We start from the raw sequence: 22672 nt of genomic DNA, 5'->3' as shown, positions 1-22672 counted from the left end.
CGCTCAGCAGTCCCGGCTGAAGCAGAGCCACCAGGGGCGGAAGGGCACCGCGTACAACTCCTGGTCCCTGTCTCTGTCCGACGCGGCGAAGAAGATGTTGAAGCCGGCGCGCACGAAGTTGAACGGGTTCGACGACGCGGCCCCCGGCGCGATGTCCAGCAGCCGGCTCGTCACCCAGGGGCGGCCGGCGCTGTACCAGACCTCGCGCCCGTGCCCCGCCGTCTCCGCCGAGAAGAACAACCAGCCGGACTCGGCCTTGAGCCCCGTGGGCGCGCTGCCCACCGGCCCCGGCGCGATGTCGCGCACCATCATCGTGCCCTGCGCCGTGCCGTCGGTCCGCCACAGCTCGCGGCCGTGCACGCCGTCGTCCGCGGTGAAGTACAGCTCGCCGCCCAGCGCGACCAGCTCCTTGGGCATCGAACCCTGGGGTCCCCGCCAGAGGTCCCCGACGAGCCTCGTGCCCTCCACCGAGCCGTCACTGCGCCACAGCTCGCCGCCGTGCATCGCGTCGCCTGGGTTGCCGTACCAGTCGCTCGCACCCGCCAGGAAGTACAGCGTGTCATCCAGCGCGGCGAGGTACGCCGGGTAGTCCCCTGGAAAGGTCCGCACCCGCTCGGCCGACGGCGGGGCCGTGCGCGCCACCCACAGTTCGGCCTGCTCCGTGCCCGGGTCCAACAGGAAGAACAGGTGCCGGCCCGCCGGCGTCAGCCCGAAAATCACCCCGGCGCCCTGCTGGGAGAACAGCCGCGTCGGCCAGCCCTGGCGGTCCACCCACCAGAGCACCGTCTCCGCGGCGTTGGCGGACACCAGCGCCAGGCCCTTGCCCCACGCCGTCAACTGGCTCAGGGCGAGCGAACCCGCGCCGGGCAGGAATTCGTGCACCCGCTCCGTGCCCTTCTCCGTGCCGTCGGTGCGCCACAGCTCGCGGCCGGACACCCCGTCATCCGCCGTGAAGTAGAGGGCGCCGTCCACCTCGGTGAGGAACTCCGGCGCCGCGCCCACCGTCCCACGCCGCACGTCCCGCACCAGCACCGTGCCGTCCGCCGTGCCGTCCGTGCGCCACAGCTCCGCGCCATGCACGCCGTCGTCCGCGACGAAGAAGACCCAGGGCCCCACCCGCGTCAGGTTCCGAGGCTGCGAACCCGCCGGCCCCGGCCGCAGGTCCTTCAGCCGGAGCGTCTGCCGCGCCCCGTCGATGCTGGCCCACAGCTCGCGGCCACTCACGCCGTCATCCGCGCTGAAGACGAGCACCTCGCCCGCCCGCGCCAGCTCCTGCGGCTGCGAACCTGTCAGTCCCGGTCGGATGTCACGCAGCCGCTGGGCCGTGTCGCTGCACACCGCCCAGGGCTGCGGAAACAGGACGGGTTCCTTGCGCCCCGACGACTCCGTCGACACGTCGACAGATGCCTGCGACCCGGGAACAGCCCGCGCCCATTCCTCCCCCGCATCACCTTCCACCAGCGACTCACACCCCGCCGCTCCCCCGCAAAGCAGCAACAACCCCACAGGAATGGCACGCCATGACGTCATGTATGCAACCCTCATCCTCGGCGCCGTGCCGGCCCTCGCCGCTGGAGCTGGAAAGTGTCACCCATGCCGGATGCTCCTACTCGGACTCGGGTAGGAAATCGCGTCTGCTGTCCGTCATCACGCGACGCCTGACGACTTCTGCAGACAGGGCAACACTGGGGCCTTCTGGCCCCAGCGTCTTTCAAGCTCTCAACGGGAGAGAGGACGGTACGGCCCAGCCGTTCTCCCGGATTTTGCCGTCACAGCGCCGTCACACCCGATGTGTCGTAGCGATCAGCCACCGGAGCGGAGCGCCTTGAGGGCCTCGCGGAACAGCGCCTGGAAGGTGGCCTCCGCCCCCAGCCGTTCGCTGGCCAGGTCCGCGGCCTTCTCCGCCTGGGGCTGCTTGTAGCCAAGGTTGAGCAGCGCGGAGACCAGGTCCGCATGGGCGCCGCTGACGGCGGGCGGCGCGGTCCCACGCGACACCGCTTCCAGGTGAATCGTCTTCACCTTGTCCTTGAGCTCCAGCACCAGCCGCTCAGCGGTCTTCTTGCCCACGCCGTGAATCTTCGCCAGCCGCGCCACCTCGCCCCGCGACAGCGCCGCCACCAGCTCCGGTACCTCCATGCCGGACAGCACCATCAACGACAGCCGAGGCCCCACCCGCGACACGCTGTTGAGCAGCAGGAATACCTCTTCCTCGCCCTTCGTCAGGAAGCCGAAGAGGTCGAAGGCGTCCTCACGCACCACGGTGCGCACGCGCACGTCCACTGGCTGTCCCTCCGCCGGCAGCTTCCCCAGCGACAGTGAGGAGAAGTTCACCCGGTAGCCCACGCCGCCCACGTCGATGGTGGCGTCCTCCAGGTCCTTCTCCAACACCGTCCCACGCAACCGCGAAATCATCTCGCCTCCGGACGCCGGTACGCGGGCGCCAGCCGGTCCGCCAGCAGCGCCGCCGCGCCCTTGCGCTTCTTGCCCGACGCGGACGCCGCCGGTACCGCGGCCCGCCCATGGTTGAGGTGGCACAGCGCCACCGCCAGCGCATCACTCGCGTCCGCGCGCTCCAGCACCGACGCATCCAGCTCCAGGAAAGTCCGCACCATCCGCGCCACCGCGTCCTTCCCGTCCGCGCCGCCCGCCCCCACCGCCTTCTTCACCTTCGCCGGCGCGTATTCGAAGACGGGCAACCCCGCCTGCGCCGCCGCCAGCAGCGCGACGCCGCGTGCATGCCCCAGCACCAGCGCGCTGCGTGCGTTGCGGAAGGTGAACACGCCTTCCACCGCCACCGCGGCCGGGCGGTATTTCACCAGGGCCGCCGTCAGGGCGCCGTGCAAGTCCCGCAGGCGGTCCGACAGCGGCAGCGCCGGGTCGCCCTTGATGACGCCGTGGCCCACGTGCACCAGCCGGCCCCGCTTCTCCTCCACCACCCCGAAGCCCATGAACCGGCTTCCCGGGTCAACGCCAAGCACGCGCACGTTCCACTCCGTTCCAGGACTCCGCTACTGCAACAACGAATCCAGCATCGCGTCTTCGATTTCGTAGTTCCCGTGCACGTTCTGCACGTCGTCGTTCTCCTCGAGCGCGTCCAGCAGCTTCAGGAGCTTCTTCGCCGTGTCCACGTCCAGCGCGACGGTGTTCTGGGGGAGGAACACCCACCGCTGCTGCCCCAGCGGCAGACCCGACTCCTGGAGCCGTCCCGCCACCGTGTGCAGGTCCGCCGCCGCGGTGCGCACTTCGGAGCCTTCGTCCCCCAGCATGATGACGTCCTCGGCGCCCGCGTCGATGGCCTGCTCCATCACCTGGTCCTCGGAGGGGCCGGGCTTCACGCTGATGACGCCCTTCTTCTGGAACATCCAGGCCACCGCGCCCTCGGCGCCCAGGTTGCCCCCGTACGCGCTGAACGTGGAGCGCATGTCGGCCGCGGTCCGGTTGCGGTTGTCGGTGAGGCACTCCACCAGGATGGCGACGCCGCCGGGGCCATAGCCCTCATACGTCACCTCCTCGTAGTTCTCTCCCTCCAGCTCGCCCGTGCCCTTCTTGATGGCGCGCTCGATGGTGTCCTTCGGGATGTTGGCCTCGCGGGCCGCGGCGAGCGCGACGCGCAGACGGGCATTGCCGGAGGGCTCACCGCCCCCGAGCCGCGCTGCGACGGTGATTTCCTTGACGACCTTGGAGTACAGCTTCCCCTTGGTCGCGCCCATCGCGGCCTTCTGGCGCTTGATCTTCGACCACCGATTGTGACCGGACATGGTGGGTGTGCCTCAGCGGGCGCCCAGCGGATGGAGCACCCCGCGCCGGGCCTTGTCCCCTACCGAGGGCCGCCGAGTCAAACCCTTCAAACGCCTGCGTCGTCGGACCGGACAGCCCCCTCCAGGCCCTCCGCGCCACTCGGCGCGCCGGGGACCTTCTTGGGGAAGTCCAGGATGACGGGAGGCTGCGAGCCTCCGACCAGGGTGAAGGGCGCGGAGGCCCCATCCCCACCGCAGGCAGCGGGGGCCGGCTCCCGCGCATCCACCGGCACGGCGTCCACGGAGGGCTCGGGCTCGAAGAAGCCAGGCACCGTGGCGCCACAGCGCGCCCGCTCGCGTTCCTCCAGCAGGCACGCGGGCACCAGGATGCCCAGCGCGAACAGCCGCGTGGACGCCTCGTACGCCACCGCCTCCGGGAACTGGCACTCCAGCAACATGGCGCGCAGCGTGCGGCGCCCATCGAAGAGGCGCACCACTTCGCCCACGTCCTCCGGCAACGACGCCAACATCTCCGCCAGCCGGGCGAAGTCCACCGTCAGCCGCGATGCCAGCGGCAGGCCTCGGGCACGCAGCGCGTCGAAGCGCTCCAGCCCCTGCAGCACCGTCTCGCACAGGTACGGGCGGTCCATGGTGAACGAGCCCTTGTGCAGTTCGGGCCCCAGCATCACCGAGTAGTCCCCCGCGCCGAAGCAGAGCATCCGCCGGAAGGCCAGGCTGCCGCGCTCGCCATTGAAGACGGCGTCCACCACCAGGCCGTGCCGGAAGGCGAACCAGCCCTGGCCCTCCGCCATCATCACGCGGCCAGAGCGGACGCCCGCCAGCAGCGCACGCGCCACGTCCGTCAGCGGCAGCCGCTGCGTGTCCGACTCGAAGGCCGCGTCACCGCTGCACCGGCCCGCCTTGAGCCGGGCCAGCGCCACCACGTCTCGCGCGTCCACAGGATGGGCCAGATAGTCGTCCGCGCCCACACCGCCCGCCAGGTCCCGGTGGAACTCCTCTTCACGCCGAGCCAGCAGCAGCACCGGCAGGTGCGCCGTGCGCGCGTCCGCGCGAACCTGGCCACACAGGCTGAAGCCGTCTCCGTCCTGGAGCTCCACCTCGGTGACGACCAACTGAGGCGCCGTGCCGCCTTCCGCCAGCGACGCCAGCGCGGCCTGCGCGCCCGCGACCAACAGGACTTCGAAGCCCGCTTCCGCCAGCGCAGCGGCCAGCACGGCCTGCGCGCCCGGCGCCGAATCCACCAGCAACACCCGGAGCCGGCCTCGTGACGCACGGCGACGCGCCCCCGCCTCGGCCAGGGCTTCCGGTCCGGCATACGTGGAAGGTTGTGGGAGCGCGGTAGCCATGAATTACTAAATCTTCGCGCCAAGCCGGACAAATACGCAAGGCGCCGACAAACTCCTGAAATCGTTGGGGTTTCCGCCCGCCACTGTGCGGGGTAGGGTGTGCACATGATGCGTCCCGGCTGCTTCGGCCCTCTCGTGTCCGCGCTGTTGCTCGCTTCCCTGGAGTCCGCCGCCCAGGCGCCGGCCCCTGCTCCCGCCGACGAAACGCCGCGCGTCACGACGTCTGACACGGCGCTCCTTCGCGGCACGAGCGAGGACCCGCTGGGCGCGGTGCTGGCGCCAGTGACGCTGCCGGACGGAGCCACGGCGCTCTATGGCTTCGTGGGCGCACCGGAGATCGGCGTGGGCTTCCGGCAAGGCATTTCCGGCTTCGAACTGGAGGCACGCGCGCGACTCCAGTGGTTCCAGCTCTCCGCCGCGCTGGAGCTCGCGGTGCGGCGCAAGGTGCTGGAGCAAGGCATCCTGTCCCTGGCGCCCACGCTGGGCCTGGGCGTGGTGCTCAACTCGGGTGCCACGTACATGGATGACCGGAACTACTCCGGCGTGCTGTTCCGCGTATCGCCCGGGCTGGTGGCGGGCTGGCGCGTCGCGGACACGGTGTCCGTGCTGGGGCTGTTGGACGTGCCGGTGGACATCGGCCTGTCCAATGGCCAGTCGCGGCGCATCCAGGCGCTCGGCGGAGGCGGCGTGGAGGTGTACCTGGGCAGCAACCTGTCGGCGCTGGCGGCGGGCCAGCTCGGCGTGGAGTCCTTCCAGGAGCGCTCGGGCGAAAGCCACACGCGCCTGGGCTACAGCGTACGACTGGGCCTGGGTGCACGGCTCTTCTGACTCACGTCAGTCCAAAGCGCTCCAGCTTCTTGAGCAGTCCCTGGCGCGACAGGCCCAGCGCCTCCGCCGTGTGCGTGCGGTTGCCATTCAGGCGTCGCAGGGCCTCCTCGATTTCGCGCCGCTCCAACGCTTCCACCTTCTGCGCCAGCGTGGTGGTGCCCGGCGCGCGGGTGGCGTGCAGCCGCTCGCTGCCGGTGAAGGACAAATCCTCGGGCTGGATTTCACGCCGCTCCCCCGCCAGCACGGTGGCGCGCTGCATCTCATGGCGCAGCTCGCGCAGATTCCCCGGCCACGCGTGGGCCAGCAGGGCCTCCGCCGCGGCGTCCGACAACAGCCGGGCGCGCCCGTCCGGGCACAGGTGGGCGCACTGATTGAGGAAGTGCTTGGCCAGCAGCGGCAGGTCCGCGGGGCGCTCGCGCAGGGGCGGCAGGCGGATTTCAACGCCCTTCACGCGCCAGTAGAGGTCCTCGCGGAAGGCGCCTTCCTGAAGCATGCGCCCAAGGTCCTGGTGGGTGGCGGAGATGAGCCGCACGTCCACCTGGACGGGCCGGTCCGCGCCCACCGGAAGGATGTCGCCCGTCTCCAACGCACGCAGCACCTTCACCTGGAGGGACGGCGACATGTCGCCCAGTTCGTCCAGGAAGAGCGTGCCTCCGTCCGCCTCCGCGAAGAGGCCACGGTGGTCCTTGGTCGCCCCAGTGAAGCTGCCCTTCACGTGGCCGAACAGGGCGCTCTCCAGCAGCGACTCCGGCAGTGCGCCGCAGTTGATGGGGATGAAGGGCCCATCGTGGCGCCGGCTCTTGAGGTGGACGGTGCGCGCGAGCAGTTCCTTCCCCGTCCCATTCTCCCCGGTGACGAGCACTGGCAGCTCACTGGCCGCCACGCGCTCCGCCAGGGACGTGGCCGCCAGGAAGGACGCGCTCTGCCCCACCAGGGAGACACCGCCCGCCGCGCGCGTGAGCGAGCTGCGCAGCGTCTCCACTTGCCGCTCCAGCGTCACCCGCGCGAGCGCCCGTTGCGCCACCACCAGCAGCACATCCGGGTCCACCGGCTTGGTGAGGAAGTCGTACGCGCCCAGGCGCACCGCATCCAGCGTGTGCCGCGTGTCCCCTGCCCCGGACACGACGATGACCTTCGTCCCGGGCTTCGCGCTCAGCAACGCCGCGAGTCCTTCCAGCCCCGCGGAGACGCTGCCATCGGGAGGCAGCATCAGGTCGAGCAGCACCAGGGGGAAGTCGCGTGCGTCGAAGGCGGCGCGAGCGGAAGGCCGGTCCGCGGCTTCCACCACCTCGTACCCCGCCTCGCGCAGCAGCCCGCCATAGACTTTGCGGAACGCGGCGTCGTCATCCACGAGCAGCAACGGGTGCGGTACGGACATACGTGTGGCCTCCGCCTCAGTCCGGAAGCGGCGCCTGGCGTGGCGTCCCCATCAGCTCCAGCGTGCGCAGGGCCACCTGGATGAGCGTCTGGGCGCACGGCTCACACCCGCCGCCACAGCACCGCGGCCAGCGGCCTTCCGGGTTGCGCAGCAGTGGGCGCACACAGGACTGGTAGTAGCTGGGGAAGCCGAGTTCCTCGCTGGCGCGAACCAGCGCGGCTTCGAACGGAGGTGGCGCGGAGTGGGTGACGTCGGACACGGGGCTGTCATAACAGCCACCGTGTCCGCTGCCCACAAGCCCCGCGCCCGGCACGGACTCAAGGTGTCACGAGAATCCGGGAGCCCACACGGCCGTCGTTGGCGGGCGTCAGGTCCGGCGCGCTGCCCGTACTCGCGTGCGCGCCCACGTACCAGACATCCCCGCTGCTCACGTTGGCCAGCGACGACACCGACAACGTCCGGCATTGATTCCGGGAGAGCGTCACGCTCGTCTGCCCGACACGGACGTCACTCGAGGCGTCGAGTTGCGAATCCCGAGACAGGTAGGACCTCACCGTGGCGGTGCCCGACACCGTGCCGTGATTGCACACCGTCACCGCCGTCGCGTACGCGCCTCCGGTGCGGACACTTTCGGGGGCGCTCACGGCGGTAACGGTGAAGTCACTTCGATTGCCGACGCCCATGGGCACTGAGAATGAGAGCGCACGCCGCTGCGCCTCCGTCATCGCATCCGCCCAGTGCCCCAGCCCCGCCACGACCCGGTAGGCCCCTTCCAAGGGGACGCTGGCCGAACCCGACAACGTCACCTGCGCACAGTCCCCCTGCTCCAGATTGGGCGACGTCCCTTGCACCGGCAAGTGGGTGACAGGGAAGCCATCCGCCGTCTCCAACGCGAGATGGATCAGCGCGCTGGACGGTGACTGGGGCCCCCGGTTGCACACCGTCGCCACCGCGATGAAGAAGTCATTCGGCCGGACGGAGGTAGGCGCTTGGAGTCCGGTGATGACGTGCCCCGTGAAGGTCGTCACCCGGAACGCCTCACCCTCCACCAGGTTGTTGGATTCCACCGTCTCCGGGATGGCATTCCTTTCGTCCACGATGCCCCTCAGGCGCCAGCCTCCCACGAACTGCGGCGCCATCATCTGCACGTCCAGTTCGGCGCAGGCGCCCGATGCCAGGGAGTCAATGGACACGTTCGGCCCCACGACGACCGACCCTGAGCCCACGTCCTCCTCTGGAATGATGAAGGTCGCCATGGATGCTCGCGGGGAGCGTCCGTCACCCAGGTTGCAAACCGTCACGGTGACATCCACGGGAACGGAGGGCCAGGTCACCGGGACGTCCGTCGACATCCGCGTCACCACCAGGTCCGGACCGTTACCAATCCCCACCACGGGACCGACGAGCGCGTTGTCCTCCAGGTTCAGTTCACCCCCTTGTGGCGTGACGAGTTCCACGCGCGCCTTCACGTGGACCTCTCCCCCAAGGCCCTGCGAGGGAACCGTTCCAACCACGGGCACCACGGCGCACCCCTTCCCCAGTGCAGCGAAGGTCTTCATTCCGACATGCGTGCCCACGTCCGGGTCCAGGCCGTCCTCCGACAACAGGACATGAACGCGCAGCTCGCTGGCGGGAATGCTGCCGGTGTTGCAGACAGAGACCTCCGTAGTGAACGTGCTCCCCGGAGCAAGCCCGTTCCTCTCCGGCGCGATACGAGTGACCGCGAGCTCCGCCAGGTCTCCGACGCGAACGTCCACGGCCCTGACGTTGTTGTCCGTGTGGGCCTCGGTCGCCACGCCCTCCGGGTCCACCGTGGCCACCAACTGCCATGCGCGAGGCGCATTTCCGACCGAGCCCAATGACTCCTCCCACTCGGCGCACTGATTCGCGGCCAGAGCGGGAACGCCTCGGGACGAGACGCGCAGGACGCCTTCGGCCAATGGGCCGTTGGCTTTCAACTGGAAACGAACTCCGGTGGCCGGCGCAGGCGCGGTGCCCTGGTTGCACACGGTGATTCGCACCGGCAGCGGCCCGCTGCGCGATTCCACCGGTGGCGCCGTCAACGCGGCGACGGTGTAGTCCGGAAGCGAGCCCACCACCAGCGTGGACACCGGGCTGGAGTTGTTGCCCTCATCATCCTCGGAATGCTGGTTCAACGGGTCCACGATGGCCGCCAGGTACCAGTGCCCCGGCTGAGGCACCTGGCCCTCCAACGCGACAGCCACACACTGCCCAGCCGGAACGAAGAAGCCCTGTCGCGAAGCCAGCTCAGTGTCCGCAGGGTCGACGAGTGCGTCGGGGGACAGGTAGAGGGCCACCGACGTCGCCCAACCCACTCTGCCCCGATTGCAGACACGGATGGTGGCCGTGAACTCCACATTCGGGAGCACCACGGACGGCAGCACGACCGACTCCACGACGAAGTCCGTTCCGCTGCCTTCGACATACACCTGCGAGGCAGGCCCGATGTTGTTCGTGTCGTCGTACTCGCGAACCTCGCCCCCCGTGCTGGCGACCGCCGCCAGATAGAAGGTGCCCGCTCCCTGGAGGACCGCTGGGAGGGCCTGCTCCGCGCATTGGCCAGGCGCCAGGATGCCGAGGGACGCTTCCGCAAGCAGAGGGTCCGCGGGCGTCACTTGGACGTCGCGCGACGCATGCAATGTCACCTGCGCGGGCGCCGGCACACGTCCTTCGTTGCACACCCGCACCGATGCCGTGAAGGACTGCCCCGGCTCCACCGTGGACGGCGCACGCACAGCCTCCGTCACGAGGTCTGCGAGCCCGTCCTCCACGGAGACAGGATGGCTGACGCGCTCGTTGTTGTGCTCGTTGAACTCCAGCACAGTGTCGTTGGGGTCCACACTGGCGACGACGTACGTCGTGGGCCACCACGGTTCGTAGTCATCGAGCGGCAGTGACAACGCCACACGCTTGCACGTGCCGGGTGACAGGGACACGGAGGCCGTCGCCGCGAACCCGCGGTCCAGCCTCACCTCCGGGAGCATGTGGACGTTGAGTCCCACCAGCGCGTTGCTGACGGAGGTGGTGCCCTGGTTGCACACCGTCGCCTCCACCGGGAGCAACGCGTCCGGCCGGGCAACGGCGGGCGCCTCCACCACGTTGATGACCAGGTCCGGCCTGAAGCCAATGCCCAGGGGACGCCCGGCGCTGGCATTGTTGGCCGTACTGGCTTCCTCCCCCCACCGCTGCGAATCCACCACGGCACCGAGGTACCAGAGGCCTTCTCGTGAAGGCAGGGCCTGGATGGACAACTCGCGCAGGATACAGGCACCGGGAGACAGCCCCGTCACGGTCTGCGTGCCCGCGACCTGGGCATCGTCCCGGGAGATGACCGCGTCCAGGGACAGATAGGGCGTGAGCGACGCACTTCCGGAAGCCGTCCCCTGGTTGCAGACCGTCACCTGTGCCGGGAACGTGTCGCCGAACGCCACGCTCTCGGGCGCCACCACCGTGGAGATGACGAAGTCGGGAAGCGAGGCGAACCGCACGGGCACGCCGTCGTGCGCGTTGTTCGCCTCCGACAGCTCGGCCACCTGGGCATCCCGATCAACCAGCGCACCCACAAACCACGTTCCCGCCCGCTGCGAATCCCGGGGGACGGTGACCGGAAGCGTGGCGCACTGCCCCTGCCCCAGCGCCCCGGTCGGCACGGAGCCGACGTAGCGGTCCTCGACGGAGGGGCTCGAATCCCGAGACACGAACACCGTCACATCCGACTGCCCCTCCACGGTGCCCTGATTGCACACCGTGACGTCCACCTGGAACGCGTCATCAGGCCGCACGCCCGTGGGTGCATGAACCGACGTGACGACGAAGTCCGGCAGGTGCCCGACGCGCACGGGAAGCACGGGCCCAGTATTGTTCTCCGCCGCGATGTCTCGCATGCCAGGGACGGGTTTGAGCTCGGACGACAGGAACCAGAGGCCTTCGCCTTGGCCCGCGGTCAATGTGCTGACCAGGGTGGCGCACCTTCCCGGGAGCAGGTGCGGAACCTCCGACTCCCACGCTGGAGCGCCGCGCGAGGCCCCCGCACCGCTGCGAGCGAAATAACCGCTCACCACACCGGAAGCGGTCTCCTGGTTCCCTTGGTTGCACACCAGGGTCGCCACCTGGAACGACGCGCCAGGAAGGACGCCAGGCGGCGCGTCCATGCGGCGGATGACGAGGTCCGGCCCCGAGCCGACGCTCACGGGGACTACCGGGCTCCCATTGTTCGTCTCTGACAGTTCGGCCCGCAGCCGCCCCACGTCCGCGAGCGCCCCGACGTAACGAACGCCCCAAAACAGCGAGGGCGGCCCCGTGACAAGTGAGACCTCCGCCGAGGCGCAACGACCCGGGTTCAACGTGCCGAAGCTCCACGTCTGCAGCAGGGCGTCCTCGGCCGTGACGTCCTCGTCGGCCGACAGATAGAAGGACACGTCCACGGCCTCCGCGACGGCGCCCACGTTGCACACCTCGACGAGCGCGGGAAGCGACATCCCGGGTTCCATGCTCGGAGGCACAGACAGCCGGGTGACGACGAAGTCGGGCAGCAATCCGATGCCCACCGGGACACCGATGCTCGTGTTGTTGTCCCTTCGCAGCTCGGACGCCGCTCCATACGGGTCCACCACCGCGCCCACGTGCCAGACGCCACTCGAAGGAACCCAGAGGCTCACGGGCACGTCCACCGTGGTGCACGCCCCAGCCGCCAGCGGCCCCACGGGCACCGCGCCCAGGGGCATGTCCGCGGCGGTGATGGCCGCATCCTCGGACAGCACGAGCGCCAGCTCCGCCTCCCCGGCCACTGTCCCCACGTTGCACACCTGCACGGCGATGGTGGCGACATCCGCCGACGCGGCCACGGGGACAGGCACCCGCACACTCCCCAGCGTGAAGTCCGGCAACGCCCCCACGCCCAGGCGCGCCGTGCGGACGTTGTCGTCTTCGCGCAACTCCGCCGCGGCGCCCTCCGGGTTCGCCACCGCGCTCACGGTGTACATGCCTTCGAATGACACGCCGGCGGCTGCCTGCACGCTTACCTTGGTGCACTGTCCAGCCGCCAGGGACTCTGTCATCGCCTCGCCCAGGGTGTGCGCGGGCGGTGCGTAGAAAGGAGACCAGTCGCGCACCAGTCTCACGGACGTGGCTCCTGCCGCGGTCCCAGCGTTGCACACCGTCACTTGCGCCGAGAACGGTTGGTCCGAAAGAACCGAGGACGGCATATCGAGCGCCGTGACGGAGAAGTCAGGCACCAGGCCGACGTTCAAGGGGCGGGCATCGAAGTTGTCGTCCCAGTGGAGCTCCTGCTCCGCCCCATGGGCAAACACCGCCGCCCCCCAGAACCAGCGGCCATCTGGCAGTGCCCACCCGGGCGTGGAGTTAGCCACCCAGACGTCGACGACCTGGCATTGCCCCTGCGCAAGGCCGTCGAAGTAGTTCCACCCCTGCAAGGTGTCAGCGCCTGGGTCGATGACGGCATCCGCAGACAGGAAGACGCGAACCTCTCCAGGAGCGGTCAGCGTCCCTGCGTTGCAGACCCGAACCTTCGTGGTGAACGGGACATGCGAGGGCTGGACGGACGGCACCTCCACGATGTCCACGGTGAAATCCGGGCCCAGGCCCACTGCCAAGGGGCCTCCCGCCAACGTGTTGTTGTCTTCCCGGGGCTCCATCTGGAGGTCCAGTGAATCCACCAGCACGCCCAGCTCTCCCTGAGTGGCCGCGGACGGCGCCGTGAGCGGGACATCCCGAGTGACGCATTGACCCCGCTCCAGGGTGCCCACCGGCATTCCTCCGAGCGGCAGGTCCGTCCGGGAGATGCGCGTGGATTGAGACAGCACGAAAGCCACGTCCGTCGAACCTCGGGCCGCGCCCTGATTGCACACCGTCACCTTCGCCGTGAAGGCAGCGCCAGGCGCCACTGCTTTGGGCGCGGACACGGAGGTCACGGCGAAGTCGGCCACACGCCCGAGCGAAACCTGGGCTCCCGCCAGGACGTTGTTGTCCTCGCGCAGTTCGTTGCGCAGGTATCGCTCCCCAAACGGGTCCACGATGGCGCCCACGGTGAAGACACCGGGCCACAGCGAGCCCGCGTGTGACGGCACCTTGACGGGCACGCACTGCCCCGCCTGCACGAGCCCGGTCTCCGCCCAGCCGGCGAAGAGGTCGCGAGTGGAGACCTCGGCATCCTGGGACAGGACGACCATCACGTCCGTGCTTCCATCCCGGAGCCCCTGGTTGCACACCGTCACGTCCGCGAAGAAGCCCTGCCCCGGGGAGACACCCGCGGGGGCCACCACGGACGTCACCGTGAAGTCGGGCCGGTCTCCCACGCCCACGGGTACCAGTGGGGACGAGGTGTCGTTTTCCTCGAACGCATCCGGCGTCCAGACTCGTGCATCCAGGAGCAACCCCAGCGGGCGATCAAATGGGAGTTGCACCGGCACGTCCTGACGGAGGCACGCGCCTGGGGCGATGGAGGGAAGGAACGCGAGCTCCAACGTCTCCGCCCACGAAGAGGTGCGTGTCGACCGGGAACGAATCGCCAGGTTTCCGTTGGGAGACGCCTCGTTGCCTTGGTTGCACACCGTGACCCGGACCAGGAACCGGGAACGCTCGTGGACGCTGACAGGCGCCTCCAGAGCCGTGACGGCGAGGTCATGGCCACGCCCCAGGAACACGCGCCTGCCGACGAACGTGTTGTCATCCTCGTTCAGCTCCGCCCAGAGCTCGCCAGCATCCGCGAACGCCACCAGGTACCGGGGCCCGGACAGGGTGTCATCTGCATGGACCGACACCGGTTCCGTCGCGCATTGCCCGGGCGCCAGGAAGCCGAATCCCAGGCTGCCCGCGCTCGGCTCGGGGAGGACCAGTTCTTCATCCGCGGACCAGTAGAGGCCCACATCCACGGGCGCCCCCACGGTGCCGTCATTGCACACCGTGACCCGAGCCGTGCCGTCCCCCCACGGAGCGAGTACCGTGGGCGATTCGATGGCGACGACACGGAAGTCCGGAGCCTCCCCTACATGGAGCCGGGTCCCCGGTCCCACGTTGTTGTCCCAGAAGGCCTCGTCCGCACGCGCCCACCGGGCATTCGCGACGGCGCCCACGTACCAGGTCCCGTCGACGATTCCGGGAACCGACGCCTCCACCCGTGCCCGAGCACACTGCCCCGCCGCCAGCGGCGCCACCTGGGCATCACCGATGACACGGTCCTCGGCCACGACAACGGGATGGGCGGACAGCAAGAGCTCCACGGCGAACGGCGTCGGCGTCGGCCGGGTGCCCTGGTTGCACACCGTGACCTCCGCCCGGAACGGCAGGGTGCCCGTCACGCTCGAGGGCACGTCCACCCGCGTGACGATGAGGTCTGGCAACTCCGCGAACGTCATTCGCCCACCCACCCAGAGGTTGTTGCCAGGAACCAGGTCGGCAGACTCCCCGGGATAGGCATCCACCAGGGCGCCCACGTGGACAGGCGGGAACAGGCCCGGGAACATCGCTTGAAGTTCCACGTCCTCACACTCATCGGGAAAGAGGAAGAGGCCGCCCGTCGAGGTCTCGACCCTGTCATCCGCCGTGAGGACGGCATCCTCCGAAAGAAGGAGGTCGACGGTGCCATTGGTTGCGAGCGTGCCGCGGTTGCACACCGTCACCGTCGTGAGGAAGGGCTGCCATAATTCAACGACGGCCGGCGCACGCAGGGCGGTGATGACGAAGTCGGGCCCGTTCCCCACACCCAGGGTTTCCCCCTGGAACAGGTTGTTCGCCTCGTCGGATTCTTCCACCTCGCCATCCGCGTCCACGACGGCGGCCACGTAATGAGCCCCCACCAGCGCCGCGTCCACCTCCACCCAGTCCCAGACTTCCACACAGAGCGACGCGCCCAGTTCACTCACGCCCAGCCGCACCAGCTTGGGGTCCGACGACGTGAAGTCGCGGTCCACGGAGAGGCGAACCTCCACCTGGAAGGGACCGGCCGGAAATGGCGCGCGGTTGCACACCTCGACTGCGACGGCGATGTCGTCACCCACACGCGCGGACGACGGCACCGACAGCCGGCGCACCACGAGGTCGGGAAGCGGACCTGGCGCGAGTTGGGACAGCGCCCTCTCCGGCCCCGCGGGCATGCGCGAAACGGACACGTCCTGTGGACCACACGCGCTCAGCGACACTTGCAGCGCGAGCCCCAAAAGCCACGCAAACCTTGACGGCATCACTCCCCCTCCACGTCCGAGGCGGACCTGAACTTCTGGCTTCAGCGCCCCTGACGGCTTGAGCTGCGCTTTAGCAAACATCCCCGACGGTTGAGGAGGTGGACCATGACGAATGCGCACGGAGGCCAGAACAGACATCGGTGTCACGCCGCACCCGCGCATGACAAACCATCGAGAACCGGAACGTCTGTCTGGAGTTACCGGTTTTGAGTTCGGGAGAGGCCCCTGCCGCGAATCACAGCAGCGAGGACTGCGCGGGGACTTCGAGCGCGCTCGTCAAGGGCTGACAGGTGGCACACCAGTATGTGTTCCGCCCACCGATGCGTTGATGGGAGACCGGCGTGGCACAGCGCGGGCACGGCGCCCCCGCGCGGCCGAACACATTGCGCCGGTGCTTCGCCTGGCCTTGAACGCCGAAGAGGTCTCCCTGGGTACCCCGCATGCGGAGCCCTTCATCGAGCACCGCCTGGATGGCGCGGTCCAACCGCACCACCTCATCGGCCGTGAGAGACGACGCCAGCCGGCGTGGGGCAATCCCCGCCTGCCACAGGCTCTCGTCCGCATCCCGGTTGCCGAGCCCCGCCACCACCCGCTGATTGAGGAGCACCGTCTTGAGGGGACTTCTCCGCCGCCGCAGCTGACGCCCCAGCACCGCTGGAGTGAACCCCTCTCCCAGCGCCTCCGGCCCGAGTTCGCTCAGCTTCAGGCGCGCGGCCAGCTCATCGGAAGGCGCCAGGGCGATGCGCGCATAGCCCAGCGAGTCCGTGAACTGCAACTCCTCGTCCCCCTCCAGCTCGAGCACCACCAGTGTCGAAGACGGGCGCTCATTCCCCTTAGGGCGCAGCGCCAGCTCTCCGAAGAGCATGAAGTGCAGCGCGAGCGTCGTCCCGTCATCGAGCGCGAACAAGATGAACTTGGCCCTTCGGTTCGCGGCGGTGACCTGCCGCCCCTTCAAGGCCTCCATGAAGTCTGGCGGCGACGGGAAGCGAACGACGGTGGGAACCAGTACCTCCGCCCCCACGAAGCGGCGGCCTGGCTGCCCTCCGAGCGGAGCGCATGACGCCGCGCCCCAGGGCCGTCAGCCAACGGACGCGCCCCCTGGGGCTCAGGCGCGGACCTCCACCTCGCGAACCTCGCGAGATACCTCCCGCACCTCGACCTTCACATCGAGGAACTGGGCGATGGTCTGGAGCTGCGTCTCGGCATGCCCATCCAGCGGCAGCGTGCGGAACACGCCGCCCTTCGCCAGCGCCATGAGGAGCAACAGCTGGTCACACAGGTGCTCGCCCACCGGCACGTCCGCGTCGAGGTAGCGCTTCACCTCTTCAGCGACCTGTCCGGCCACGGCCTCCGCCCGCTTCCCACGCTCACCGAAGCCGGTGAAGACCTCCGTCACGTGCTCGCTCTCCACTTCGGCGACCAGCACGTTGCCGGGCCCCAGCGGGCGCTTCAGCTCCTCCGTCCGGAGTTCATCGGGCCGCCACTTCAGCGCCGCCCCCGCCGTGCCCAGCTCGCGCTGCGCCACGTCGAACGGAATCATCGCAATCACGGCCTTCAGGTCGCGACGGACCACGCGCCCCCGCTCCAGCAGGTGCAGTGGCTTCAGCGGCGCGGGTCGCACGTCGACCCGGAACCGCCCGCCCCCGGCCGGGAAGAAACCGGCCCGCTCCAGGGTCGCCTCCACGGACGGCCCCATGCGACGGACCAGCGGCAGATACGCCCGCTGGAGGAAGTCGAACGGTGGCGCCATGGGGTTGTGTGTTCCCCCCTCCAACATCAGCGTGGAAGGCCCCTCAGCCAGGAGCAGCGCCGGAAGCACCGTCTGGAGCACCAGCGTCGCGCTGCCCGCGGTGCCCACCGCGAAGTGATAGTTCCCCGCGGCCAGGGCACTCGGCCGGAAGGTCAGCTCTCGCGAGCCGAGCTCCGCGCCCGACACCTCCGCGGCCCCCACGGCCTCCGCGGCCTTCACCGACGTCAGGTGCTGGCGCAGCAGGCCCGGCTTCTTCCGGCCCGCGCGGATGTTCTGGATGGTGAAGGGCTTGCCGGTCACCAGCGACAGCGCCAGCGAAGTGCGCAGCACCTGCCCCCCGCCCTCTCCCAATGAACCATCGATGCGCACCATGACGACTTCCTCCTTGCTGCTCGCGACTCACGAACCACCCGGCACGCACTGACACCCCCGTGAAAATAGCGGCGCCCGCGTCCCCATCCTGGCGGCCTTTCGGCCTCTTGGGGAGCGCGGGCGCCTCGGTGTCTTCATCCCGGCATGGTCACCTCTGGGTCTCTAGCCCTTCACGCACACGACCTGCTTCAGGGTGTGGACCACTTCCACCAGGTCCGCCTGCGCTGCCATCACCGCATCGATGGGCTTGTACGCAGCCGGCGTCTCGTCGATGACGTCCACGTCCTTGCGGCACTCCACGCCGGCGGTCGCCTTCACGTGGTCCTCCACCGTGAAGCGCCGCTTCGCCGCCTCACGCGACATCACCCGGCCCGCGCCGTGGCTGCAGGAGTGGAAGCTGTCCGCGTTCCCCTTCCCGCGGACGATGAACGAACGCGCCCCCATGCTTCCGGGGATGATGCCGAGGTCACCCTCGCGCGCCCGCACCGCCCCCTTGCGCGTCACGAAGCAGTTCTTCCCGAAGTGATGCTCACGGGAGATGTAGTTGTGGTGGCAGTTCACCGCCGCGTCCTTCAGCTCGAACGGAGGCAGCTCACCGCTCAACTGCAGCGCGTCCACCGCCTCTTGCAGCATCAGCGCGCGGTTCGTCGCGGCGAAGTCCTGCGCCCAGCTCACCGCGAAGACGTAGTCCTCGAAGTGCTCCGTCCCTTCCGCCAGGTACGCCAGGTCCCCGTCCGGCAGGTTGATGAACCAGCGGCGCATGTCCTCCTTCGCCAGCTCGATGAAGTAGCTCCCGATGCGGTTCCCCACCCCGCGCGAACCGGAGTGCAACATCAGCCACACGCCATCCGACTCATCGAGGCACAGCTCGATGAAGTGGTTCCCCGTTCCCAGCGTCCCCAGGTGCGACAACTCCGGCCCACGGCCGATGCGCGGATGCTTCCCGACGATGCGGTCGTACCCCTCCACCAACCGCGCCCACTCCTTCTGGTGCCGTGCGGGCGCCACACGCCACGCCCCCACGTCGTTGCGGCCACCGTTGTCGGAGCGGCCATGCGGCACCGCGCGCTCAATCGCCGAGCGAACCCCACGCAGCGAGTCCGGGAGCTGGTCCGCCCGCAGCGTCGTGCGAACGGCGATCATCCCGCAGCCGATGTCCACGCCCACCGCCGCCGGCACCACCGCCCCCACCGTGGGGACCACGCTTCCCACCGTCGCGCCGTAGCCGCGGTGCACGTCCGGCATCACCGAGACCCACTTATGGATGAAGGGGAGGCCACGCAGGTTGCGGAGCTGCTTCTTCGCCTCGTCCTCGAACGGCACACCCACCGTCCACGCCTTGATGGGGCGGCCCGCCTCGTCCGACAGCACCTCGTAGTTCCCGTTGATGCGGCTCATCGTCTCCACCTTTCAGTCGTCCGCCGGGCGCTGTGTCCCGGTCACGGAGGAGGCCTAGAGCAGCCGGCGTGCCAACACCGCTTCCGAGGGGAGCCCTCCAAGCGAGCTGGCATTTCCTATCTCCACAGATAAAGTCCTATCTCGATGGCGAAATCGCGCGCGCGCAAGACAGTGGTCCTGGGGATGCTCGGGACGACGCTCGACAACGGGCAGGGGCCACATCGCTGGGCGCGGTGGCGGCCCACGGTGGCGCTGTGCCAGCAGGAGGACCTGTTGGTGCACCGGCTGGAGCTGTTGCATCCGCCGAACGCGACCTCGCTCGCGGCTACGCTGGTGGGGGACATCCGGCAGGTGTCACCGGAGACGGAGGTGCGGGGCAGGGTCCTGGACATCCGGAACCCATGGGACTTGGAGGAGACCTACGGCGCGCTGCTCGACTACGTGCGCGGCTATGCCTTCAACCCCGAGGCGGAGGACTACCTGGTCCACATCACCACGGGTACGCACATCGCGCAGATCTGCATGTTCCTGCTGGTGGAGAGCCGGCTCATCCCTGGCAAGCTGGTCCAGGTGTCACCCGACCCCAGGGACCGCGCGGGCGCGGGTACGCACACCCTCATCGACCTGGATCTGTCCCAGTACGACACCCTGGCCGCGCGCTTCCGGCAGGAGCAGCGAGAAGGCCTGGCCTTCCTCAAGTCCGGCATCGACACCCGCAACGCGGCGTTCAACCGCCTCATCGAGCGCATCGAACAGGTGGCCGTCCAATCCCGCGCGCCCCTGCTCATCACAGGCCCCACCGGCGCGGGCAAGTCGCAACTCGCGCGGCGCATCTACGCGCTGAAGAAGTCGCGGCGCGGCGTGGCGGGCCCCTTCGTGGACCTCAACTGCGCCACGCTCCGGGGCGACGGCGCCATGTCCGCGCTCTTCGGCCACGTGAAGGGCGCCTTCACCGGCGCGCTGAGCGACAGGCCCGGTCTGCTGCGACAGGCGAATGGCGGCGTGCTGTTCCTGGACGAAATCGGCGAACTGGGCGCGGACGAGCAGGCCATGTTGCTCCGCGCACTGGAGGACAAGCGCTTCTTGCCCGTGGGCGCGGACCGCGAGGTGGAGAGCGACTTCCAGCTCATCGCCGGCACCAACCGGGACCTCCAAGTCGAGGTCGAGCGCGGGCGCTTCCGGGAGGACCTGCTCGCGCGCATCAACCTGTGGACGTTCCGGCTGCCCGCGCTGCGCGAGCGCCCGGAGGACATCCCACCCAACCTGCTCTTCGAACTGGACCAGTCCTCCGAGGCCGTGGGCACGCGCGTCACCATGAACAAGGAGGCGCAGGAGCGCTTTCTGGACTTCGCCACGTCCACCGAGGCGAGGTGGGCGGGCAACTTCCGGGACCTCAACGCGGCGGTGCTGCGCATGGCCACGCTGGCGGTGGGCGGACGGATTACTCGGGACGTGGTGGACGAGGAGCTCGAACGGCTCCGCGAGCAGTGGCGGCCCTCCGGAGCGAAGGCGGCGGTCGTCGCCGGGGACCTGGTCGCGGAGGTGCTGGGGGAAAACCTCGCCAGCGAGCTGGACCGCTTCGACCGGGTCCAGCTCGCGGACGTGCTGAGCGTCTGCCGGGCATCACGCTCGTTGTCGGACGCGGGGCGCGTGCTGTTCGCTCAGTCACGCGCCCAGAAGAAGAGCGTCAACGACGCGGACCGGCTGAAGAAGTACCTGGCCCGCTTCGGACTCACGTGGGCGGACGTCAGCGGGCGAGGCGCGTAGGCCAGGCTCAGAGCATGGGCATGCCACGCGTCGTCACGCCCTTGCCTCCCTTTGCGCCCTGACTCCGCTGCCCTCCCTGCCCATCGCGGCCCAGGAGGTAGAACGACTCCTGCCTGGACACGAAGAACTTCCAGCCCTCCTCGGTGAGGTAGGCCGGGTCCTCCTGCATCACGAAGACCTTCTGCCCGCCCCACTCCGGCACCGAGGTGGCGGTGTTCAGCTCGATGGCGATGTACGAGCCCAGGCGCAACGTCTTGGCCTCCTCCTGCCGGCTGGCCGAACGGAAGTCGATGCTCGCGCCCAGCGCGTGGCCCTGGTTGCCCAGCGGGTGGCTGTACACCATGGCCTCGATGCCCTTCTCCTTCATCTCCGCCATCGTCTGCGTGTACACCTGCGCGGACGTGCGGCCCGGACGGGAGGCGCGCAGCATCAGCGCGTCCTGGAGTTCGATGGTGTTGGCCAGCGCCCGCTTGAGGCCCTCCGGCGCGTCCGTCTCCCCCTCGTTCAGCACGTAGGCCATCTTCTGCCAGTCGGAGTTCAGCCCCATGTAGGTGATGCCGAAGTCCACGTGCAGCAGGTCGCCGCGGAGGATGACGACATCCTCCTTCGCGGGCGCCAGGAAGCCTCGCGAGCTGGCGCCGTCCGCGCCCTTGCGCTGCACGCGCAAATCCGGCTGGAACCAGGTGTCCACGCCCAGCGCCCAGAGCCTGTCATAGAGGAAGCGGCGCACATCACCGACGGTCGTCTTCCCCGGCACCACCACCTCCGGAGAGAAGGCCTCCTTCACCACGGCCTCCGTCAGCATCACCAGCCGCTGGTAGTGCAGCCACTCCTCGGGGATGCGCGTGTCCAGGTACTCCTCGATGAGCGGCGCGGCGCTCACGAAGCGGGCCTCCGCCTCCGCGCCCAGGGCCTCCACCAGGAAGGCGTAGCTGTCCTTCGTCAGGCTGCGCGTCACCCCGCGCTTGCCGCCAATGCCCAGGGCAATCGTCCGGGGCTGATAGCGCGTGTTCAGGTCCGCCAGGAGCTCCTGCGGCTTGCGCCCTTCTTCGGGCAGCTCGAAGAAGCGCGCGAGCGTGGCCTCCGAGTAGCCGGAGAGCGCAACGCGCTTGAGCCCCTCGGGCCCGGCGTCGACGAACACGAAGATGTCCCGGTTGCCCGCGTAGGGCCTCGGCGGCGCGATGAACTGGGTGAGCGGGTCGTCGTGGAACTCCTCGTTGACGACCACCCACATGCCCACGCCATGGCGGCGCATCATGTCCAGCAGCATGCCGTGGCGCTTCTCCAGCCAGGCTTCGCGCTCGGCGATCTGCTCCGACCAGGACATGAGGCGCGGCGGCGAGTCGTCAGCAGCGCCCCGGCGCCCCGTGGTGGCACAGGCGGCCAGCAGCAACAGCGGCAGGGCCGCCCACTTCGCGGACTTCATGTGAGGACTCCCATCGAGAAGGAGGCCGCACCGTATCGCATGAAAGCCAGGGGGCCTCCGCCTCCAGAGCCCTTGGAATCTCTGGAGACGGAGGGCCTGGGGCGCGCCCCCTCCCTCACTCCCTGGAAGTCCGCACTCCAGCGCCTCTCCGGATGAGCGCGTCCTCGACGCCCTCGTCATGTGGTCGTCGGCCCCCCGGTCCCGACGCGGCCACCCTTCGAGATGACGGCCGTCCCCCGACGCCGTCTGCTGGAGCGGGGCTTCGTCCCCCGCGCGCCGAACTCAGAAGCTGGCGATCCGGAACTCGAAGTCGCTCTCGTCGAACGCCTCCAGTTCCTTCCCCCCCAGGTCCTCCGTGTTCCCCCCCGCTTTCACGACACTCCGCGCGTCCCCCAGACCGCCCCGCTCCCCCCAACTGGAGCTCCCGTCC

14 protein-coding genes are annotated in these 22672 nt (G+C 69.3%); 2 read left to right on the top strand and 12 right to left on the bottom strand.

Translation table 11 applies throughout. From position 1 onward, the window contains the following. Positions 1–3 precede the first annotated feature (3 nt). The 5 genes from F8M74_RS20365 to F8M74_RS20345 form a co-directional block, all read right to left on the bottom strand. A complete protein-coding gene (locus F8M74_RS20365; protein WP_228559861.1) occupies positions 4–1395 on the bottom strand; it encodes an ELWxxDGT repeat protein in 1392 nt (463 codons plus the stop codon). 408 nt (positions 1396–1803) lie between these two features. Continuing rightward, entirely contained in the window at positions 1804–2412 is a 609-nt protein-coding gene (gene ruvA / locus F8M74_RS20360; protein WP_141253728.1) for a Holliday junction branch migration protein RuvA, read from the bottom strand. Continuing rightward, on the bottom strand, positions 2409–2984 hold the full coding sequence (gene ruvC / locus F8M74_RS20355) for a crossover junction endodeoxyribonuclease RuvC (protein ID WP_011554951.1): 576 nt from the start codon (positions 2982–2984) through the stop codon (positions 2409–2411). Before ruvC ends, ruvA begins: the two co-directional genes overlap by 4 nt. Before the next feature lie 24 nt (positions 2985–3008). Then, complete coding sequence (locus tag F8M74_RS20350) at positions 3009–3758, bottom strand: YebC/PmpR family DNA-binding transcriptional regulator (protein ID WP_141253727.1); 750 nt, start codon at positions 3756–3758, stop codon at positions 3009–3011. An 86-nt stretch (positions 3759–3844) separates the two neighbouring features. Continuing rightward, positions 3845–5104: a PleD family two-component system response regulator gene (locus F8M74_RS20345; RefSeq protein ID WP_141253726.1), complete on the bottom strand. Its 1260-nt coding sequence runs from the start codon at positions 5102–5104 to the stop codon at positions 3845–3847. Positions 5105–5209: 105 nt separating this feature from the next. Here F8M74_RS20345 and F8M74_RS20340 point away from each other — a divergent pair, with 105 nt between their 5' ends. Continuing rightward, entirely contained in the window at positions 5210–5932 is a 723-nt protein-coding gene (locus F8M74_RS20340; protein ID WP_141253725.1) for a hypothetical protein, read from the top strand. Position 5933: 1 nt separating this feature from the next. On the opposite strand, the gene F8M74_RS20335 is transcribed toward F8M74_RS20340, so the two are convergent. From F8M74_RS20335 to F8M74_RS20310, 6 genes are all read right to left on the bottom strand, one after another. Beyond that, positions 5934–7310: a sigma-54 dependent transcriptional regulator gene (locus F8M74_RS20335; protein WP_141253724.1), complete on the bottom strand. Its 1377-nt coding sequence runs from the start codon at positions 7308–7310 to the stop codon at positions 5934–5936. A gap of 16 nt (positions 7311–7326) precedes the next feature. Continuing rightward, on the bottom strand, positions 7327–7569 hold the full coding sequence (locus F8M74_RS20330) for a hypothetical protein (protein ID WP_140864752.1): 243 nt from the start codon (positions 7567–7569) through the stop codon (positions 7327–7329). A gap of 58 nt (positions 7570–7627) precedes the next feature. After that, complete coding sequence (locus F8M74_RS20325; protein ID WP_162295018.1) at positions 7628–15529, bottom strand: CARDB domain-containing protein; 7902 nt, start codon at positions 15527–15529, stop codon at positions 7628–7630. 235 nt (positions 15530–15764) lie between these two features. Beyond that, a complete protein-coding gene (locus tag F8M74_RS20320; protein ID WP_141253722.1) occupies positions 15765–16550 on the bottom strand; it encodes an Fpg/Nei family DNA glycosylase in 786 nt (261 codons plus the stop codon). Between the two features lie 84 nt (positions 16551–16634). Continuing rightward, positions 16635–17651, bottom strand: coding sequence for an RNA 3'-terminal phosphate cyclase (rtcA, locus tag F8M74_RS20315; RefSeq protein WP_141253721.1), 1017 nt, complete (start codon positions 17649–17651; stop codon positions 16635–16637). A 162-nt stretch (positions 17652–17813) separates the two neighbouring features. After that, complete coding sequence (locus F8M74_RS20310) at positions 17814–19049, bottom strand: RtcB family protein (RefSeq protein ID WP_141253720.1); 1236 nt, start codon at positions 19047–19049, stop codon at positions 17814–17816. A gap of 144 nt (positions 19050–19193) precedes the next feature. On the opposite strand from F8M74_RS20310, the gene rtcR reads away from it, so the two are divergent. Continuing rightward, entirely contained in the window at positions 19194–20816 is a 1623-nt protein-coding gene (rtcR, locus tag F8M74_RS20305; RefSeq protein WP_141253719.1) for an RNA repair transcriptional activator RtcR, read from the top strand. 7 nt (positions 20817–20823) lie between these two features. Here rtcR and F8M74_RS20300 read toward each other — a convergent pair whose 3' ends face one another. Then, the gene (locus F8M74_RS20300; protein ID WP_141253718.1) at positions 20824–22242 is read right to left on the bottom strand and encodes a M24 family metallopeptidase; all 1419 of its coding nucleotides are present in this window, start codon (positions 22240–22242) and stop codon (positions 20824–20826) included. Positions 22243–22672 lie beyond the last annotated feature (430 nt).

This window comes from Myxococcus sp. CA023 (assembly GCF_010998615.1).
Taxonomy (GTDB): Bacteria; Myxococcota; Myxococcia; order Myxococcales; family Myxococcaceae; genus Myxococcus.
This window is presented reverse-complemented; position numbering and strand designations above follow the sequence as displayed.

What these genes read in the sequence shown, in the direction of transcription:
- ruvA (WP_141253728.1), bottom strand. Translation starts at nt 2,412, where the DNA reads ATGATTTCGCGGTTGCGTGGGACGGTGTTGGAGAAGGACCTGGAGGAC.
- F8M74_RS20350 (WP_141253727.1), bottom strand. Translation starts at nt 3,758, where the DNA reads ATGTCCGGTCACAATCGGTGGTCGAAGATCAAGCGCCAGAAGGCCGCG.
- F8M74_RS20345 (WP_141253726.1), bottom strand. Translation starts at nt 5,104, where the DNA reads ATGGCTACCGCGCTCCCACAACCTTCCACGTATGCCGGACCGGAAGCC.
- F8M74_RS20340 (WP_141253725.1), top strand. Translation starts at nt 5,210, where the DNA reads ATGATGCGTCCCGGCTGCTTCGGCCCTCTCGTGTCCGCGCTGTTGCTC.
- F8M74_RS20335 (WP_141253724.1), bottom strand. Translation starts at nt 7,310, where the DNA reads ATGTCCGTACCGCACCCGTTGCTGCTCGTGGATGACGACGCCGCGTTC.
- F8M74_RS20325 (WP_162295018.1), bottom strand. Translation starts at nt 15,529, where the DNA reads ATGCCGTCAAGGTTTGCGTGGCTTTTGGGGCTCGCGCTGCAAGTGTCG.
- rtcA (WP_141253721.1), bottom strand. Translation starts at nt 17,651, where the DNA reads ATGGTGCGCATCGATGGTTCATTGGGAGAGGGCGGGGGGCAGGTGCTG.
- F8M74_RS20310 (WP_141253720.1), bottom strand. Translation starts at nt 19,049, where the DNA reads ATGAGCCGCATCAACGGGAACTACGAGGTGCTGTCGGACGAGGCGGGC.
- rtcR (WP_141253719.1), top strand. Translation starts at nt 19,194, where the DNA reads ATGGCGAAATCGCGCGCGCGCAAGACAGTGGTCCTGGGGATGCTCGGG.
- F8M74_RS20300 (WP_141253718.1), bottom strand. Translation starts at nt 22,242, where the DNA reads ATGAAGTCCGCGAAGTGGGCGGCCCTGCCGCTGTTGCTGCTGGCCGCC.